Here is a 16,864-nt window from a genome sequence, read left to right on the forward strand (position 1 = left end):
GGGGAATTAACTGAACAGAGAGTAGAAAATAGCGGAGATAGCGATCAGGCCCATAATCACAACGAAGACGTTGCTGATATGGCCGCTGTATTTACGCATTGCCGGTACTTTCTGAATTGCATACATCGGCATCAGGAACAGAATCATCGCGATGATTGGGCCACCCAGGGTTTCAATCATACCGAGGATACTTGGGTTCAGCGTCGCCACAATCCAGGTGGTTACCAGCATGAACAGCGCAGTGATTTTGTTCAGTTTGTTGATTTCGATGGTTTTGCCTTTGCCGCGCAGAGACTTAATCACCATACCGTTGAAACCTTCACGTGCGCCCAGGTAGTGGCCGAGGAAGGATTTGGTGATAGCGATAATCGCGATGATCGGTGCCATCCAGGCAATGATCGGCGCGTTAAAGTGGTTTGCCAGGTAAGACAGGATAGAGATGTTCTGCTCTTTCGCTGCAGCCAGATCCGCTGGGGTCAGGCTAAATACGCAGCTGAAGACGAAGAACATAACGGTCAGCACCATCATGATGTGAGCGAATGCCAGAATCTTAGAGCATTTCTTCTCAGCTTCATCACCGTATTCTTCACGCTTCGCCACGGCGAAGGAGGAGATGATTGGTGAGTGGTTGAAGGAGAACACCATTACCGGAATTGCCAGCCACAGGGTCAACAGCAGTCCGTTGCCGGTGGTTGCTGCAGAGTCAAAGGACAGGGTTTCCAGAACTGCACCGCTCCACTGAGGGATCAGGTACAGCGCCAGCAGCATCAGGGCGGCAACAAACGGGAATACCAGGATGCTCATCGCCTTCACGATCATCTGCTCACCGAAACGCACGATGGTCATCATGCCGACAATCAGGATCAGAGACAGGATTGCGCGCGGCGGCGGCGTAATTGCCAACTGGTGGGTCAGGAAGCTTTCGACGGTGTTGGTGATTGCTACGCTGTAGACCAACAGAATTGGGTAGATAGCGAAGAAGTAGAGCAGGGTAATCAGTTTTCCTGCGCCTACACCAAAGTGTTCTTCTACAACTTCAGTAATGTCTTCACCCGGATTTTTACCGGACAGCACGAAGCGAGTCAGGCCGCGGTGTGCAAAGAAGGTCATTGGGAAAGCGAGGATCGCCATGATGATCAGCGGAATCATACCGCCTACGCCTGCGTTAATCGGCAGGAACAATACACCCGCGCCAATCGCCGTGCCGTAAAGGCCCAGCATCCACATGGTGTCTGTCTTGCGCCATGCGCTGCGGGTCTGGCCCGTAACGATAGTGCTGGTTTGAGTGTTTTCCATCTATTTCTCCTGGAGGAAGCTTAAAAAGTCGGGTTTGGGGTCAATCCAATGAGAAAATACCCGACTGTAAATCGAAATTCGTTGAGCGATTTTTTATATAATTTTTCGCCGTAATAATTTGCGGGCGGAAAGATACATTTTAGTAATGAATGTATCAGTGATCGCGATCCCAAATGCAATAATCCACCTTTTATGTGGATAAATTTGGACCATTAATCTGTTAAAAAATAGTCAAAGCGAATTTACGGGCGCGAAGGCTAACATTAACGACATATATCATGAAAGCGAAGGCGCGAAGATACGAGCGTTACGCTGTAAAAACTGTTGTTTTTAGAGGATTTTGGCGACTAATAATAATTTCCTAAGATAAATCACGGTTGGGTTTTAAAGGTAATCGTTTGCGCAGCGCGTTATTTTTAATGAAACATCATCGGTATTTATATGATCGTCTGAGCTATGTGACTGGTATCACTAAAAAAAGCCGGGAGGCTGATGCGCCAAACCCGGCTTTGATATGGACAAAACTGTCACCGCGATAGCGTCTGCTGGCGGCTGTTGGAGGTTAGGCGCAAATCTCGTAGCAAGGGATATACGCGGAGCCAGGTAACTTCATACGATGCTGTGCAACAAAGCCCTGCAGGAGATCGTCCATGCGGCGCATCATTTCGCGGTCACCGTGGATTTTGTACGGGCCAAACTCTTCGATGGCGCGGATCCCGACTTCCTTCACGTTACCGGCTACAATCCCCGAGAACGCACGGCGCAGGTCTGCCGCCAGTACTTCCACAGGTTGATCCGGGTACAGCTTCAGGTTAGCCATGTTTTCATGGGACGGCTCGAACGGCATCTGCAAATCAGGCGCGATACGAATCGACCAGTTAAAGCTGTAGGCATCACCGGTGTCACGGCGGTTCTCTTTCACCAGCGGCATCGCTTTTTTCATCAGACGAGCCACTTCTGCTGCATCGTCTATGATAATGCGATAGTGGCGACGCGCATCTTCCCCCAGCGTGTGCACGATAAATTCGTCCAGCACGCGGAAGTAATCGGCGCTCTCTTTTGGTCCAGTCAGGATCAGCGGTAAAACCTGATCTTTGTTGGCCGGGTTCATCAGGATCCCCAGCAGATACAGCAGTTCTTCTGCTGTCCCTACGCCGCCTGGGAAGATGATTATACCGTGGGCGATACGCACGAACGCTTCCAGACGTTTTTCAATGTCCGGCATGATGATCAGTTCGTTAACCAGCGGGTTAGGCGGCTCAGCGGCAATGATTGACGGTTCGGTCATTCCGATAAAGCGGCTGTCTTTGTATCGTTGCTGAGCGTGACCGACCGCAGCGCCTTTCATTGGCGCTTCCATCGCCCCCGGACCACAGCCGGTACAGATGTTCAGTTCGCGCAGGCCCAACTGGGTACCAACGCGACGGGCGTACAGGTACTCGTTTTCGTTGATTGAGTGACCCCCCCAGCAGACGACCATGTTTGGCGCTTCACCCACGTGTAGCGCCCGGGCATTGCGCAGGATCGAGAATACCAGGTTGGTAATATGCACCGAGCTTTCAAGATCCAGATGCTGAAAGCGACCGGCGTTATGGATCTGGCCATTGACGAACAGAATGTCGCGCAGCACGGCAAACAGGTTGGCCTGCAGTGCGCGAATAATGCGTCCATCAACAAACGCATCTTCAGGCGGGTTGATCAGTTCCAGCTTCACGCCCCGTTCGCGGCGCAGCACGTTAATGTCGAAACTTTCAAAGCGTGACAGCAGCTCTTTGCTGTTGTCGGTCAAACTGCCGGAGTTCAGAACGGCAAGCGAACAGTTACGAAACAGTTGATACAGGTCGCTGCTGGCCGTGCGTTTAAGCATATCGACTTCCAGCTGCGACAACATGTCCATTGAGCCAAGCGGGCTAATATGTGTAATCAAGTAAACTCCTTATGGGACGCAACACGTCATTCCCTGTTGATTACAATAGCCCTGGCTTATGACCTTTCACAACCTTGCGCGCGGAATCCGGCACGCAAAATTGAGAAAAAAGATTACTGACGTACCAAGCGCCCCGTTGCTGGGGTGAAATCGGTGTTGGTGCGCCATGGGTTAATGTCCAGGCCGCCACGTCGCGTGTAGCGCGCGTAAACGCTCAGTTTCTCCGGTTGGCAGAAGCGCAGAATGTCATTGAAAATGCGTTCCACGCACTGCTCGTGAAACTCATTATGGTGACGGAAGGAGACCAGATAACGCAGCAGCTTCTCGCGATCGATTTTCCGTCCGCGATACTGAATCTGTATGGAGCCCCAGTCCGGCTGGTGGGTGATCAAGCAGTTAGACTTCAGCAGATGGCTGACCAGCGTCTCTTCCACCGCTTTTTCACCGCCAACGGCATTTTCCAGATACTCTGTGCTGAACTGGTAGTTATCGATGACGATATCCTGATTGTCGATACAGGTGCCGTTAAAGTGGGCTATCGGTTGTCCTTCCAGTTCGTCAAGACGGTACAGCGCTACGCTGACATCACCCTGAGCACAAGCGCGCAGATCGTTTTCCAGCGTCTGGCGTACCGCATCCCAGGAATCAAAACGCGTCTGGTTAAAACTGTTCAGGTAAAGCTTAAAGCTTTTCGATTCGATCAGATTTACGCTGGTGTAATCCAGTTCTACATGACCGACCGCTACCTGCGGTAAACCGTTGACATTCAGCCAAGACAGTTCATATAGCGTCCAGATATCGGCACCGTGAAAAGGCAGATTATCGGCCTGTAAATCCAGCGGGTCGCGGTTCAGGCTGCGTGGAACGCCCTGCAGCAGGCTGGCATCGTAATTGTCACGGTAATCTGTTGATTTACCGAGAGTCAGGCCGTCAAGCGCCTGATGATTTTCATAAGAGGACATGTTTCACCGTCATAAACCAGATACACTATGCGACAAGTGTATCCTGGCTTTTGTGAAGAGAGAAATCAGTGGACGAATTGACAGCGCAGGCGTTGACAGCCTTTACGACACGTTATTGCGACGCATGGTACGAAAAAAACAACAGTTGGCCCCTCAGCGAAGAGCTGTATGGCGTACCTTCTCCGTGCATCATTTCTTCCACAGACGATGCGGTATTCTGGCAACCTCAGCCTTTTGTCGGCGAAAAAAACCTCAATGCGGTTGAACGCGCCTTTGATATCGTGATACAACCAGCCGTTCACGCTTTTTACACCACCCAGTTTGCCGGGGACATGCACGCGCAGTTTGCGGATGAAAAACTAACGCTGCTGCAAACCTGGAGCGAAGACGACTTCAGGCGCGTTCAGGAAAACCTGATTGGTCACCTGGTTACGCAAAAGCGCCTCAAGCTGTCGCCTACGCTTTTTATTGCCACCCAGGACAATGAGCTTGACGTCATTTCGGTGTGCAATCTCTCCGGTGAAGTGTGCAAAGAAACGCTGGGAACCCGTAAACGAACGGTGCTGGCGGACTCACTTGCGGAATTTCTCACTCAGCTTAAGCCAGTTCTGTAATCCAGATTGCCCTGAACCTTGTGAGAGATCTCTTACAAACCCTGTAGGACATTGCCAGGTAATAAGTAAAGACTTAATGAACGGATAAAATAATTATTCCTTATTATTCATAAAGTTAATGTTTTATTGTCAACTTTCATACGAAAATAATCTTAAGGGAGTGTCTGTAAGCATCTTGTAAGACAAGGCGAAACAGGCGATTCTATATCTGTCGACAAGGAGTCGCACAACGAAGAGAACATCAGGATGATGGCTCTTCGGCAGGACACACCAGGACGGTGTTACAAGGACAGGCTTCAGGATGAAGCGAAGCGGAAAGCGCTGGATGCGTTAAGGGACACCTCCAGGATGGAGAATGAGAGCCGGTCAGGATGTTCGGCGGGTCAGGATGGCCAGGACACTTCAGGATGAAGTCTTCACATCGGGGTGATGTGAGCAGGATGCACAAGTTCAGGATGAACAAGGTCGCAAGACCACAGGAAAAGTTGTCACGGATGAGCAGGGAGCACTAAAAGTAGCTGGAACGCTGCGAAACGAACCGGGAGCACTGTTTTTACAGTGCTCCCTTTTTTTATTTCCCTTCACTAGTGCTATTCTTCGCGCCAGATTTTTCATCATTGAGGTTAATTTCATGACGACTCATGACCGTGTGCGCCAGCAGTTACACGCGCTTGAAGCGCTACTGCGTGAACATAATCACTGGCGGTTGGATGAGCCTGCAGAGCATCTGTTTACCAGCACGCAGCCTTTTTGTATGGATACCATGGAGCCGGTTGAGTGGCTGCAATGGGTATTGATTCCCCGCATGCATACGCTGATTGATAACGCTCAGCCGCTTCCGCAGGCTTTTGCCGTCGCACCGTATTACGAAATGGCGTTGGCAGCCGATCACCCGCAACGCGAAATTCTCCTGACGGCATTGCAGGAATTGGATGCACTGTTTACAAGTGATAACGCCTGATGCTGGAGATTCTGTATCAGGACGAATGGCTGGTCGCAGTTAACAAACCTTCGGGCTGGTTGGTTCACCGCAGTTGGCTCGACCGGGATGAGAAAGTGGTGGTGATGCAAACGGTACGCGACCAGATTGGTCAGCACGTTTTTACCGCCCACCGACTCGACAGACCGACTTCCGGAGTACTGCTGATGGGACTGTCCAGCGAAGCCGGGCGGTTGCTGTCCCAGCAATTTGAACATCATCAAATTCAGAAACGCTATCATGCGATTGTGCGTGGCTGGCTGATGGATGATGCCGTGTTGGATTACCCGCTGGTCGAAGAACTGGATAAGATCGCCGATAAATTTGCCCGTGATGATAAAGGCCCGCAGCCTGCCGTCACCCATTATCGCGGTTTGGCGACGGTTGAGATGCCGGTAGCGACCGGACGTTATCCGACGACCCGTTACGGATTGGTGGAACTGGATCCTAAAACCGGTCGAAAACACCAGCTCAGACGCCATCTGGCGCACTTACGCCATCCGATTATCGGCGACAGTAAGCACGGTGATTTGCGGCAAAACCGCAGCGCCGCTGAGCATTTTGGCTGTCAGCGTTTGATGCTTCATGCCAGCCAGCTTACGCTGACTCATCCTTTTACCGGCGAACCGCTGGTTATTCGCGCCGGGCTGGATGATGTCTGGATGCAGGCGCTATCACAGTTTGGCTGGCGTGGACTTCTCCCTGAGAATGAAAGGGTTGAGTTCAGCGGGCTGTCAGGTCAGGATGAGCAGATAGATTCTTAAGTCCCAGGAGATTACGGTTATGGCGGAAATTGGAATTTTTGTCGGCACGATGTACGGAAACGCGTTGCTGGTTGCCGAAGAGGCCGAAGCTATTTTGACGGCGCAGGGTCATAAAGCCACGGTGTTCGAAGATCCCGAGCTCAGCGACTGGCAGGCATATCAGGAAAAATATGTGCTGGTGGTGACCTCAACGACCGGGCAGGGCGATCTGCCGGATAGCATCGTGCCGCTGTTTCAGGGGATCAAAGATAATCTCGGTTTCCAGCCAAATCTGCATTACGGAGTAATTGCGCTGGGTGACAGTAGCTATGTTAATTTCTGCAATGGCGGCAAGCAGTTCGATGCACTGTTGCAGGAACAAAGCGCCCACCGTGTTGGGGAAATGCTGCTGATTGACGCCAGCGAGCATCCTGAACCGGAAAGCGAATCCAATCCCTGGGTAGAAAACTGGGGAACCTTGCTTAAATAACCTTGCGCCCGGCAGCACTTTGCTTGCACGGGCCTGTTACTCTCTTTTGGATCGTAGGCCGGGTAAGGCGTTGCTACCCGGCAACAAAACGCCCACCAAACGCCAATTTCGTGAAGCATCTTCCATTCCCTTAGGCTTATGCCATAAACAACCTCATTCACCTCCCGCAATGTTGTGTTTTTGCACGGTGAGGGTAAGAGGCACTCCTTCATATACTTTTCCCGTCAGTTCCCGAAAAGGCAGCGAGTCAGAATAAAACGGCCCTGAGCTGTACCAAAACTGCCACACACTAACCTCTCATTCTGATCACCCTACAGGTGCTGTACAGAATGAACTGGCGAAAGCCAAGATTCAGGAGTGCAACAATGAGTTCATTAAGTCAGGCGGCGAGCAGCGCGGAAAAACGCACTAACGCTCGCTACTGGATAGTGGTGATGCTGTTTATCGTCACATCCTTCAACTACGGCGATCGCGCCACCTTATCCATCGCCGGCTCGGAGATGGCCAAAGATATTGGTCTGGATGCGGTAGGGATGGGGTATGTATTCTCCGCTTTTTCATGGGCCTATGTTATCGGTCAGATCCCCGGCGGCTGGCTGCTCGACCGCTTCGGTTCAAAACGTGTTTACTTCTGGTCCATTTTTATCTGGTCCATGTTTACCCTGCTGCAGGGCTTCGTCGATATCTTCAGCGGCTTCGGCATTATCGTTGCGCTGTTTACCCTGCGCTTCCTCGTGGGGTTAGCCGAAGCGCCATCCTTCCCTGGCAACAGTCGTATTGTGGCGGCGTGGTTCCCGGCGCAGGAAAGGGGCACGGCGGTCGCTATTTTTAACTCGGCGCAGTACTTTGCCACCGTGATCTTCGCGCCAATCATGGGCTGGTTGACCCACGAAGTGGGCTGGTCGCATGTGTTCTTCTTTATGGGCGGTCTCGGGATTGTTATCAGCTTTATCTGGCTGAAGGTGATTCATGAACCGAACCAGCATCCGGGCGTAAACCAAAAAGAGCTGGACTATATTGCCGAAGGCGGAGCGCTGATCAATATGGATCAGGCGGCAGCCAAAGCCAAAGTGCCGTTCAGCGTGAAGTGGGGGCAGATCAAGCAACTGCTGGGCTCACGGATGATGATCGGTATTTATATCGGCCAATACTGCATAAACGCGCTGACCTACTTCTTTATCACCTGGTTCCCGGTTTATCTGGTACAGGCACGCGGTATGTCGATTTTGAAAGCCGGTTTTGTTGCCTCGGTCCCGGCCATTTGCGGATTTGCAGGCGGCGTGCTCGGCGGCATTATTTCCGACTGGCTGATGCGCCGTACCGGTTCGCTGAATATCGCCCGTAAAACGCCAATCGTACTGGGTATGCTGTTGTCGATGGTGATGGTGTTCTGTAACTACGTCAACGTGGAGTGGATGATCATCGGCTTTATGGCGCTGGCCTTCTTCGGCAAAGGTATCGGTGCGTTGGGATGGGCGGTGATGGCCGATACTGCGCCAAAAGAGATCAGCGGTTTGAGCGGCGGTCTGTTCAATATGTTTGGCAACATCTCCGGTATCGTTACGCCAATTGCTATCGGCTACATCGTAGGTACCACTGGCTCGTTTAACGGTGCGTTGATTTACGTCGGGGTGCATGCGCTGATTGCTGTAGTGAGCTATCTGGTGCTGGTGGGTGATATTAAACGTATCGAACTGAAACCTGTCGCAGGGCAATGATGATGACAACACAATCGAGTCCCATTATTACCGATATGAAGGTCATCCCGGTGGCCGGTCATGACAGCATGCTGCTCAATATTGGCGGGGCGCATAACGCATACTTTACCCGCAATATCGTCGTGCTCACCGATAACGCCGGAAATACTGGCGTCGGTGAAGCACCGGGCGGCGAAGTGATTTATCAGACGCTTGTGGACGCGATTCCACAAGTGTTGGGCCAGGAAGTCGCGCGCCTGAATAAGGTGGTTCAGCAGGTGCATAAAGGCAACCAGGCCGCTGATTTTGACACCTTTGGCAAAGGTGCCTGGACCTTTGAACTGCGGGTTAATGCGGTGGCCGCGCTGGAAGCCGCACTGCTCGACCTGCTGGGCAAGGCGCTGAACGTGCCGGTCTGCGAACTGTTAGGGCCAGGCAAGCAGCGCGATGCGGTCACCGTGCTCGGCTATCTGTTCTACGTGGGAGATCGCAGCAAAACCGATCTGCCGTATCTGGATAGCACGCCGGGCAACCATGAGTGGTATCACCTGCGTCACCAGCAGGCGATGAACAGTGAGGCGGTGGTGCGTCTGGCTCAGGCTTCGCAGGATCGCTACGGCTTTAAAGATTTCAAACTCAAAGGCGGTGTGCTGCCTGGCGAGCAGGAAATCGACACCGCTCGCGCGTTGAAACAATGCTTCCCGGATGCGCGTATTACGGTCGATCCTAACGGTGCCTGGCTGCTGGATGAAGCTATCTCCTTGTGTAAAGGGCTGAACGATGTTCTGACCTACGCCGAAGATCCGTGCGGCGCAGAACAGGGTTTTTCCGGCCGCGAAGTGATGGCCGAGTTTCGCCGTGCAACCGGTCTGCCGGTAGCAACGAATATGATAGCCACCAACTGGCGTGAGATGGGCCATGCGGTGATGCTCAACTCGGTAGATATTCCACTGGCCGATCCGCACTTCTGGACCCTTTCCGGCGCGGTGCGCGTGGCACAGTTATGCGATGACTGGGGACTGACCTGGGGCTGCCACTCTAACAATCATTTTGATATTTCCCTGGCGATGTTCACCCACGTCGGTGCCGCTGCGCCGGGCAACCCAACGGCGATCGACACCCACTGGATCTGGCAGGAGGGCGATTGCCGCCTGACCAAAAATCCGCTGGAGATTACACACGGAAAAATTGCGGTACCCGACGCGCCCGGCCTGGGCGTGGAACTGGACTGGGATCAGGTACAGAAAGCGCATGAAGCCTATAAGGCGCTGCCCGGCGGCGCGCGTAATGACGCAGGCCCGATGCAGTATCTGATCCCTGGATGGACTTTTGACCGTAAACGTCCCGTTTTCGGCCGCCACTAATTTTGAATAAGGACTTAATTATGAGCGCACAATTTACTACCCCAGTCGTAACCGCGATGCAGGTGATCCCGGTTGCGGGCCATGACAGCATGCTGATGAATCTGAGCGGCGCACATGCCCCGTTCTTCACGCGTAATATTGTGATTATCAAAGATAACTCCGGTCATACCGGCGTGGGTGAGATTCCCGGCGGCGAAAAAATTCGTCAGACCCTGGAAGATGCCATTCCGCTGGTGGTGGGCAAAACGTTAGGTGAATACAAAAACGTACTGAATGCGGTCCGCAATACCTTTGCCGATCGTGATGCTGGTGGCCGTGGTTTGCAGACCTTCGATTTACGTACCACTATTCATGTGGTTACCGGGATCGAAGCGGCCATGTTGGATCTGCTGGGTCAGCATCTGGGCGTTAACGTCGCATCTCTGCTGGGCGACGGTCAGCAGCGTAGCGAAGTTGAAATGCTGGGTTACCTGTTCTTCGTCGGTAACCGTAACGCGACGCCGCTGCCGTATCAGAGCCAGCCGGATGAGAAATGCGACTGGTATCGCCTGCGTCATGAAGAGGCGATGACCCCGGATGCGGTGGTACGCCTGGCGGAAGCGGCATATGAGAAATATGGTTTCAACGATTTCAAACTGAAAGGCGGGGTGTTGGCCGGGGAAGAAGAAGCGGAATCTATTGTGGCGCTGGCGAAACGCTTTCCACAGGCACGTGTCACGCTCGATCCCAATGGCGCGTGGTCGCTGAATGAAGCGATTAAAATTGGTAAGTACCTGAAAGGATCGCTGGCTTATGCGGAAGATCCGTGCGGTGCCGAGCAGGGGTTCTCAGGCCGTGAAGTCATGGCGGAATTCCGTCGTGCTACCGGTTTGCCGACCGCCACCAACATGATCGCCACCGACTGGCGTCAGATGGGACATACGCTGTCGTTGCAGTCCGTGGATATCCCGCTGGCGGATCCGCACTTCTGGACTATGCAGGGTTCTGTCCGCGTTGCGCAGATGTGTCATGAGTTTGGGCTGACCTGGGGCTCGCACTCTAACAACCACTTTGATATTTCGCTGGCGATGTTTACTCATGTTGCGGCGGCGGCGCCGGGCAAAATTACCGCTATCGATACCCACTGGATCTGGCAGGAAGGCAATCAACGCCTGACTAAAGAGCCGTTTGAAATCAAAGGTGGCATGGTGCAGGTACCGGCGAAGCCGGGTCTGGGCGTGGAGCTGGATATGGATCAGGTTATGAAAGCTCACGAGCTGTATCAGCAACATGGACTGGGAGCGCGCGATGATGCCATGGGAATGCAGTATCTGATCCCGAACTGGACGTTTGATAATAAGCGTCCGTGCATGGTACGCTAAGCGAACTGGGACCGCTCCCACAAAGGGGCGGTTTTTCTCCTGGTGTATGCTTAACACAGTCAACATGCGTAAGGATGCTTTATGAAAATAGTAATCGCACCGGATTCCTATAAGGAAAGTTTGAGTGCGCTTGAAGTGGCAACGGCTATTGAGCTGGGATTTCGTGAGATCTGGCCTGAGGCGAATTACGTGAAGATCCCGGTCGCGGATGGCGGTGAGGGAACGGTCGAAGCGATGGTTGCCGCAACGCAAGGCCACCTTGTGCATGTTGATGTTACCGGCCCTCTGGGTAAAACGATTCAGGCATTTTATGGTTTATCCGGGGATGAGCGTTCGGCGTTTATCGAAATGGCGGCCGCCAGCGGACTGGAGCAGGTTCCCGCAGGTTTACGCGATCCGCTGAAAACGACCTCCTGGGGAACCGGGGAGCTAATCCGTCATGCGCTGGACGCGGGCGTTGAACATATCATTATCGGCATTGGCGGCAGCGCCACCAATGATGGCGGTGCCGGGATGGTGCAAGCGCTGGGAGCAAAATTACTGGATGCGCAAAATAACGATATTGCTCATGGCGGGACTGGCCTTGAATCACTCGCCCGGATTGATATTTCTCAGCTAGACCCGCGTCTTGCCGCGTGCCGTATTGAAGTGGCCTGCGATGTGACTAATCCGTTGACCGGTGAAGAGGGGGCCTCTGCGGTCTTCGGTCCGCAAAAGGGGGCGACGCCGGAGATGATTCTTCGTCTTGATCGGGCGCTCACGCATTATGCGCAACTCATTGCCCGCGATCTGGACGTCAACGTGCTGGAACTGGCGGGTGGTGGCGCGGCTGGCGGTATGGGGGCGGCACTGTATGCGTTTTGCGGTGCGCAGTTACGCTGCGGTATTGAGGTCGTGACGGATGCGTTACACCTCGACGACTGCGTTGCGGATGCGGATTTAGTGGTCACGGGTGAAGGACGTATCGACAGCCAGACCATTCACGGTAAGGTTCCGGTTGGCGTGGCGAAGGTGGCAAAGCGTTACAACAAACCGGTTATTGGCATTGCCGGCAGCCTGACGGCTGATGTCGGTGTTGTACACGAGCATGGGCTGGATGCGGTTTTTAGCGTTATTTATACCGTTTGCACGCTGGATGAGGCGCTGAAGAACGCGAGTGAGAATGTGCGAATGACGGCGCGAAACGTGGCCGCGACCCTGAAAGCGGGTCAGCAATTACGTTGAATGATGTGGCATGAAGGCCGGATAAGACGCGTGAGCGTCGTCATCCGGCAATCAGATCTTTACCCTAACAACTTCTTCGCTTCGCGCGCAACGTTATCCATTTCATCCAGAAGCTCTAAAAACTCAGGCTCCAGCTCTTCCTCTTTGCTCCCGCTACGTAATTGCTGCTCAATCAGCTGACACAGGTTTTTCATGCGGGGAACGCCGCTATAACCGCAACTGCCATGCAGTTTATGGATCATATCCACCAGTCCTTCAGGGTTTTCACCTACCAGCTGTTCTTCAATTTTGTTACGCACTTCGGGCAGAAAATCGAGCAGCATTTGCAGCATATCCCGCGCCAGATCGTTTTTACCGGCGGCTTGCCTTAACGCCAGTTGCCAGTCGAGCGTGGTATTCGGATTGACGACCGGTTCAACAGCGAGCGCCCTCAGCGATGAGCTCGCGCCGGGTTTGTAGCGTAACAGCAGATTATGCAGCTTATCTTCTTCGATAGGCTTCGCCAGGTAATCGTTCATTCCGGCGCTGAGCAGCTTCTCTTTTTGCCCAGCCATGGCATGCGCGGTGACCGCAATGACCGGCGTCTGTTGTTGATGAGGAAGCTGGTGGATCAGTTCGCAGGCGCGAATACCGTCCATGTCTGGCATCTGAATATCCATCAGGATGAGATCAAACTGCATCTGTTTGGCGCGATCCACTGCCTGATGTCCGCTGTCGCAGAGCACGACGTGCTGCACTTTATCTTCCAGCAGTGCGCCAATCAGCTTGAGGTTCGCCGGGTTGTCGTCCACCGCCATGACGGTCATCGCAATTTTGCTCTCGTCTAACAGTAGCGGAGCCGCGCTGTGGTTCAGTTGACAATACTCTGTCAACGCTGGCAGTAAGCGGGTTGAGGTAAGAGGTTTCAACAGGCACGCCGCCGCGCCGCCCTGCTTTAATTTCTCAGCGTTGATCTGCGCATGGCAAGGCAGAGCCAGTAACAAAAAGTCGGTCATCGCCGCTGCGCTTGCCAGCCGCTCATGCTGCATAGTGAGCGGTTCGCGTAAAGTGACCGGTATGCCAAGCAGCAGAATATCGTAATGATCCTTCGGCAGCCCGGAGAATGAAGGGCTGTAAATCACCTCTAGCGGCGTTTCACTCAAGATATCTAACGTGCATTGCGCGGCTGTGGCGTTAGGTTCAACGTAGGCCAGCCGCTTTCCGGCCAGACAGTGCGTGGTTGAGCGATCCACGAGAACGTTAGGGTTGAGATCGAGGCTGATATGGAACCAGAACGTGGAGCCCCGGTTCGGCTGGCTGTGGAAGGAGATATCCCCGCCCATTTCATTGACCAGCTTTTGCGTAATGACCAGGCCCAGTCCGGTCCCGCCGTGGCGGCGGGAAATACTGGCATCGGCCTGGCGGAAGGCCTGGAACAGGCGTGACTGATCGCGCTCAGGGATGCCAATTCCGGTATCGCGGATTTGCACTTCAATTTGCACTTTCGTGTTACTGAGGGCGCGTTTCTCGACCAGAATGTCGATATTGCCGCCTTCGGTAAATTTGATGGCATTGCCAACCAGATTAGTGATTACCTGCTGTAAGCGCAGCGGGTCCCCGATGACGTTGTCCGGCACGTCATTCTTAATATTTAGCGTCAGCTCAAGCCCTTTATCATGGGATGAGTGCGCTAACAGCGTGACGACGTCATCCAGCGTGCTACGTAGCGGGAATGGGATGCTTTCCAGAATCAGTTTGCCCGCCTCAAGTTTGGAGAAGTCGAGCACATCATTGATGATGGCCAACAGATTGTTGGCCGAGCGTTCAATCGTATTCAGGTGATCGCGCTGCGTCGTGTTGAGCTCGGTTTTAAGCGTCAGGCGGGTGAAGCCAATCACGCCATTCAGCGGCGTACGCAGCTCATGCGACATGTTAGCCAGAAACTCAGACTTAATACGCGCCGCTTCCTGGGCGCGTTTCTTCGCCAGATCCAGTTCGACGTTCTGGATTTCCATCTGCTCCAACGTTTCGCGCAGGTCAGAGGTGGCCTGGTCGATGTTGTGCTGCATCTCTTCATGGTAGGCCGCAAGTGACATCGCCATCGAGTTGATGCCATTTTTGAGCATATCCAGCTCGCCCAACATGAAACCTTCGACGCGGCTGTCGAGCTGTCCTCTACGTATTCGGTCAACGGTATTTACCATATTGCGAATCGGGCCAGTCACGTCGCGCATCAGACGCCAGCCAAAAATTAACGCAATACCGATACAAAACAACATCATTACGCTGGAGATAAAGATCTCTTTATACTGCTGCAATCTTACTGACTTGAGGTCCAGCTCAAGCGCCACATACCCCAGCATATTTTCCGTATTTTTGGCGTCGCTGACGGCAGATTCATCCGGCGAATAGCTTTCCGATATAATTGGCGTTCGCAGGATCATGATATCCCCGAGCCGGGTGACGCTCAGCTTACGGGGAAATGGTGAACCGGTTGCCAGCTGCATTTCAGACGGATCGAGATGAAAATTGGATGTGACAAACAGCCGGTTATTCTCGTCATAGACAGAAATTGCCCGCACGATATCGGAATGGCGACGATGCAGCACGCTGATAAGTTGGCCGATGGATTCTCTGTTTTGCAGATTCATGCCATATTCGCTGGAGACCGCGAGTGGCTCAATGATGCTGGCGCCAGCATCTTCCAGTTGACGCTGCAAGTCGTTATAGCGATGCACAACAAAAAAGATACTGAGCAGCAAACCAATCAGGACGGTCGGGGCCAGGATCAGAATCATCATGCGTGCGCGCAGGCTGTAGTTGGTCATGGAGTTCCGTTATGGGACAATTAGGGTCACACTGTTAAATAGAGAAATATCTCGTCGATGGCGCAATTCTACTCTGCAAAACGACGCGTGACGACGCGTCAGATCATAACCGTTACCGTCAATGACCTTGATCCTTTCGGCCAGGGCGTTGCTCGCCATAACGGAAAGGCGTTGTTTATACCGGAATTGCTACCTCAGGAAAGCGCCGAGGTGGTGATTACCGAAGATAAAAAACAGTTCGCCCGCGCGCAAGTAAAACGACGTTTAAACGACAGTCCGCAGCGTGAAGTGCCACGTTGCCCGCATTTTGGCGTGTGCGGCGGCTGCCAGCAGCAGCATGCCAGCATCTCGTTGCAGCAGCGTAGCAAAAGCGCGGCGTTGTCGCGTTTAATGAAATGTGAAGTGTCGGATGTTATAGCTGATACCCCGTGGGGCTATCGTCGTCGCGCCAGGTTGAGCCTGAATTATCGGCCAAAAGAACAAAAATTGCAGATGGGGTTTCGCAAATCCGCATCCAGCGACATTATCGATGTTAAACAATGCCCTATTTTGGTGCCCCAGCTTGAAGCGCTCTTGCCCCACATCCGGGCGTGTCTGGAAAGTCTGCAAGGGTTACGCCATCTTGGTCATGTCGAGCTGGTGCAGGCGGGGAGCGGAACCCTGATGATTTTGCGCCACACGGCGCCATTAAGTGTTCAGGATAAAGAAAAACTGGAATGCTTTTCGCATTCTCAGGGGCTGTCTTTGTTTCTGGCCCCGCAAAGCGAGATACTGGAATCAATATCAGAAGAGTCGCCCTGGTATGACTCAAATGGACTACGGTTAACCTTCAGCCCGCGTGATTTTATTCAGGTCAATGAAGGGGTAAACCAACAAATGGTGGCCCGTGCGCTCGAATGGCTGGATGTGCAACCTGAAGATCGCGTTCTCGATCTGTTCTGTGGAATGGGTAATTTTACCCTGCCGTTGGCAACCCGGGCTGCAAACGTGGTGGGGGTGGAAGGGGTACCGGCGCTGGTGGAAAAAGGCCGGGAAAACGCGCTGAATAACGGATTACACAATGTGACATTCTTTCATGAAAACCTTGAGGAAGATGTTACCCGGCAGCCGTGGGCGAAAAACGGATTCGACAAAGTATTGCTCGATCCTGCGCGTGCGGGGGCTGCAGGTGTGATGCAACATATTATAAAATTAGAACCTATACGCGTTGTTTATGTATCCTGTAACCCGGCAACGCTGGCTCGTGACAGCGACGCTTTGCTCAACGCGGGATATGCCATACGGCGACTGGCGATGCTTGATATGTTCCCGCACACTGGACACCTGGAATCAATGGTCCTGTTTGAGCGTATGTAATAAATTTTGTACCCATTGGATTTCGGGTGGTAATGCAGCGTGAA

At 53.0% G+C, this 16,864-nt stretch carries 13 protein-coding genes; 9 read left to right on the forward strand and 4 right to left on the reverse strand.

Features of this window, described 5'->3' with window-relative positions:
* Positions 1-6 precede the first annotated feature (6 nt).
* The 3 genes from OGW44_RS23355 to queF all read right to left on the reverse strand — a co-directional run bounded on the left by OGW44_RS23355 (position 7) and on the right by queF (position 4,185).
* Positions 7-1,296 carry an HAAAP family serine/threonine permease gene (locus tag OGW44_RS23355; protein ID WP_016154247.1) on the reverse strand — a complete coding sequence of 430 codons (1,290 nt, stop codon included), beginning with the start codon at positions 1,294-1,296 and terminating at the stop codon, positions 7-9.
* A 562-nt stretch (positions 1,297-1,858) separates the two neighbouring features.
* Positions 1,859-3,223 (reverse strand): nucleotide 5'-monophosphate nucleosidase PpnN, encoded by a 1,365-nt coding sequence (ppnN, locus tag OGW44_RS23360; protein ID WP_003840366.1) that lies wholly within the window; start codon positions 3,221-3,223, stop codon positions 1,859-1,861.
* 113 nt (positions 3,224-3,336) lie between these two features.
* Positions 3,337-4,185, reverse strand: coding sequence for an NADPH-dependent 7-cyano-7-deazaguanine reductase QueF (gene queF, locus OGW44_RS23365; RefSeq protein ID WP_185654462.1), 849 nt, complete (start codon positions 4,183-4,185; stop codon positions 3,337-3,339).
* A 68-nt stretch (positions 4,186-4,253) separates the two neighbouring features.
* Here queF and syd point away from each other — a divergent pair, with 68 nt between their 5' ends.
* From syd to OGW44_RS23405, 8 genes are all read left to right on the forward strand, one after another.
* A complete protein-coding gene (syd, locus tag OGW44_RS23370) occupies positions 4,254-4,799 on the forward strand; it encodes a SecY-interacting protein (protein ID WP_016157357.1) in 546 nt (181 codons plus the stop codon).
* Positions 4,800-5,430: 631 nt separating this feature from the next.
* Entirely contained in the window at positions 5,431-5,760 is a 330-nt protein-coding gene (locus OGW44_RS23375; protein ID WP_016154244.1) for a YqcC family protein, read from the forward strand.
* Positions 5,760-6,542: a tRNA pseudouridine(65) synthase TruC gene (gene truC, locus OGW44_RS23380; RefSeq protein ID WP_019077582.1), complete on the forward strand. Its 783-nt coding sequence runs from the start codon at positions 5,760-5,762 to the stop codon at positions 6,540-6,542. Before OGW44_RS23375 ends, truC begins: the two co-directional genes overlap by 1 nt.
* A gap of 19 nt (positions 6,543-6,561) precedes the next feature.
* The gene (locus OGW44_RS23385; protein ID WP_047499385.1) at positions 6,562-7,011 is read left to right on the forward strand and encodes a flavodoxin; all 450 of its coding nucleotides are present in this window, start codon (positions 6,562-6,564) and stop codon (positions 7,009-7,011) included.
* Between the two features lie 365 nt (positions 7,012-7,376).
* Positions 7,377-8,729, forward strand: a complete 1,353-nt coding sequence (gene gudP, locus OGW44_RS23390) for a galactarate/glucarate/glycerate transporter GudP (protein ID WP_016154241.1) — start codon at positions 7,377-7,379, stop codon at positions 8,727-8,729.
* A gap of 2 nt (positions 8,730-8,731) precedes the next feature.
* Positions 8,732-10,072: an enolase C-terminal domain-like protein gene (locus OGW44_RS23395; RefSeq protein ID WP_181627440.1), complete on the forward strand. Its 1,341-nt coding sequence runs from the start codon at positions 8,732-8,734 to the stop codon at positions 10,070-10,072.
* 20 nt (positions 10,073-10,092) lie between these two features.
* Complete coding sequence (gene gudD, locus OGW44_RS23400) at positions 10,093-11,433, forward strand: glucarate dehydratase (RefSeq protein ID WP_016154239.1); 1,341 nt, start codon at positions 10,093-10,095, stop codon at positions 11,431-11,433.
* Between the two features lie 81 nt (positions 11,434-11,514).
* The gene (locus OGW44_RS23405; protein WP_016154238.1) at positions 11,515-12,657 is read left to right on the forward strand and encodes a glycerate kinase; all 1,143 of its coding nucleotides are present in this window, start codon (positions 11,515-11,517) and stop codon (positions 12,655-12,657) included.
* A gap of 59 nt (positions 12,658-12,716) precedes the next feature.
* Here OGW44_RS23405 and barA read toward each other — a convergent pair whose 3' ends face one another.
* Positions 12,717-15,464, reverse strand: a complete 2,748-nt coding sequence (gene barA, locus OGW44_RS23410) for a two-component sensor histidine kinase BarA (protein WP_047357900.1) — start codon at positions 15,462-15,464, stop codon at positions 12,717-12,719.
* Between the two features lie 57 nt (positions 15,465-15,521).
* Between barA and rlmD the strand changes: the two genes are divergently transcribed.
* Positions 15,522-16,820 (forward strand): 23S rRNA (uracil(1939)-C(5))-methyltransferase RlmD, encoded by a 1,299-nt coding sequence (gene rlmD / locus OGW44_RS23415; protein WP_016157350.1) that lies wholly within the window; start codon positions 15,522-15,524, stop codon positions 16,818-16,820.
* Positions 16,821-16,864: the final 44 nt, after the last annotated feature.

This window comes from Citrobacter sp. Cb023 (assembly GCF_030336805.1).
In the GTDB taxonomy this organism is placed as follows: Bacteria; Pseudomonadota; Gammaproteobacteria; order Enterobacterales; family Enterobacteriaceae; genus Citrobacter; species Citrobacter braakii.

Coding starts and splice junctions, on each gene's coding strand:
- OGW44_RS23395 (WP_181627440.1), top strand. CDS start 8,732: ATGACAACACAATCGAGTCCCATTATTACCGATATGAAGGTCATCCCG.
- OGW44_RS23385 (WP_047499385.1), top strand. CDS start 6,562: ATGGCGGAAATTGGAATTTTTGTCGGCACGATGTACGGAAACGCGTTG.
- rlmD (WP_016157350.1), top strand. CDS start 15,522: ATGGCGCAATTCTACTCTGCAAAACGACGCGTGACGACGCGTCAGATC.
- queF (WP_185654462.1), bottom strand. CDS start 4,185: ATGTCCTCTTATGAAAATCATCAGGCGCTTGACGGCCTGACTCTCGGT.
- OGW44_RS23375 (WP_016154244.1), top strand. CDS start 5,431: ATGACGACTCATGACCGTGTGCGCCAGCAGTTACACGCGCTTGAAGCG.
- barA (WP_047357900.1), bottom strand. CDS start 15,464: ATGACCAACTACAGCCTGCGCGCACGCATGATGATTCTGATCCTGGCC.
- truC (WP_019077582.1), top strand. CDS start 5,760: ATGCTGGAGATTCTGTATCAGGACGAATGGCTGGTCGCAGTTAACAAA.
- OGW44_RS23355 (WP_016154247.1), bottom strand. CDS start 1,296: ATGGAAAACACTCAAACCAGCACTATCGTTACGGGCCAGACCCGCAGC.
- gudP (WP_016154241.1), top strand. CDS start 7,377: ATGAGTTCATTAAGTCAGGCGGCGAGCAGCGCGGAAAAACGCACTAAC.
- OGW44_RS23405 (WP_016154238.1), top strand. CDS start 11,515: ATGAAAATAGTAATCGCACCGGATTCCTATAAGGAAAGTTTGAGTGCG.
- gudD (WP_016154239.1), top strand. CDS start 10,093: ATGAGCGCACAATTTACTACCCCAGTCGTAACCGCGATGCAGGTGATC.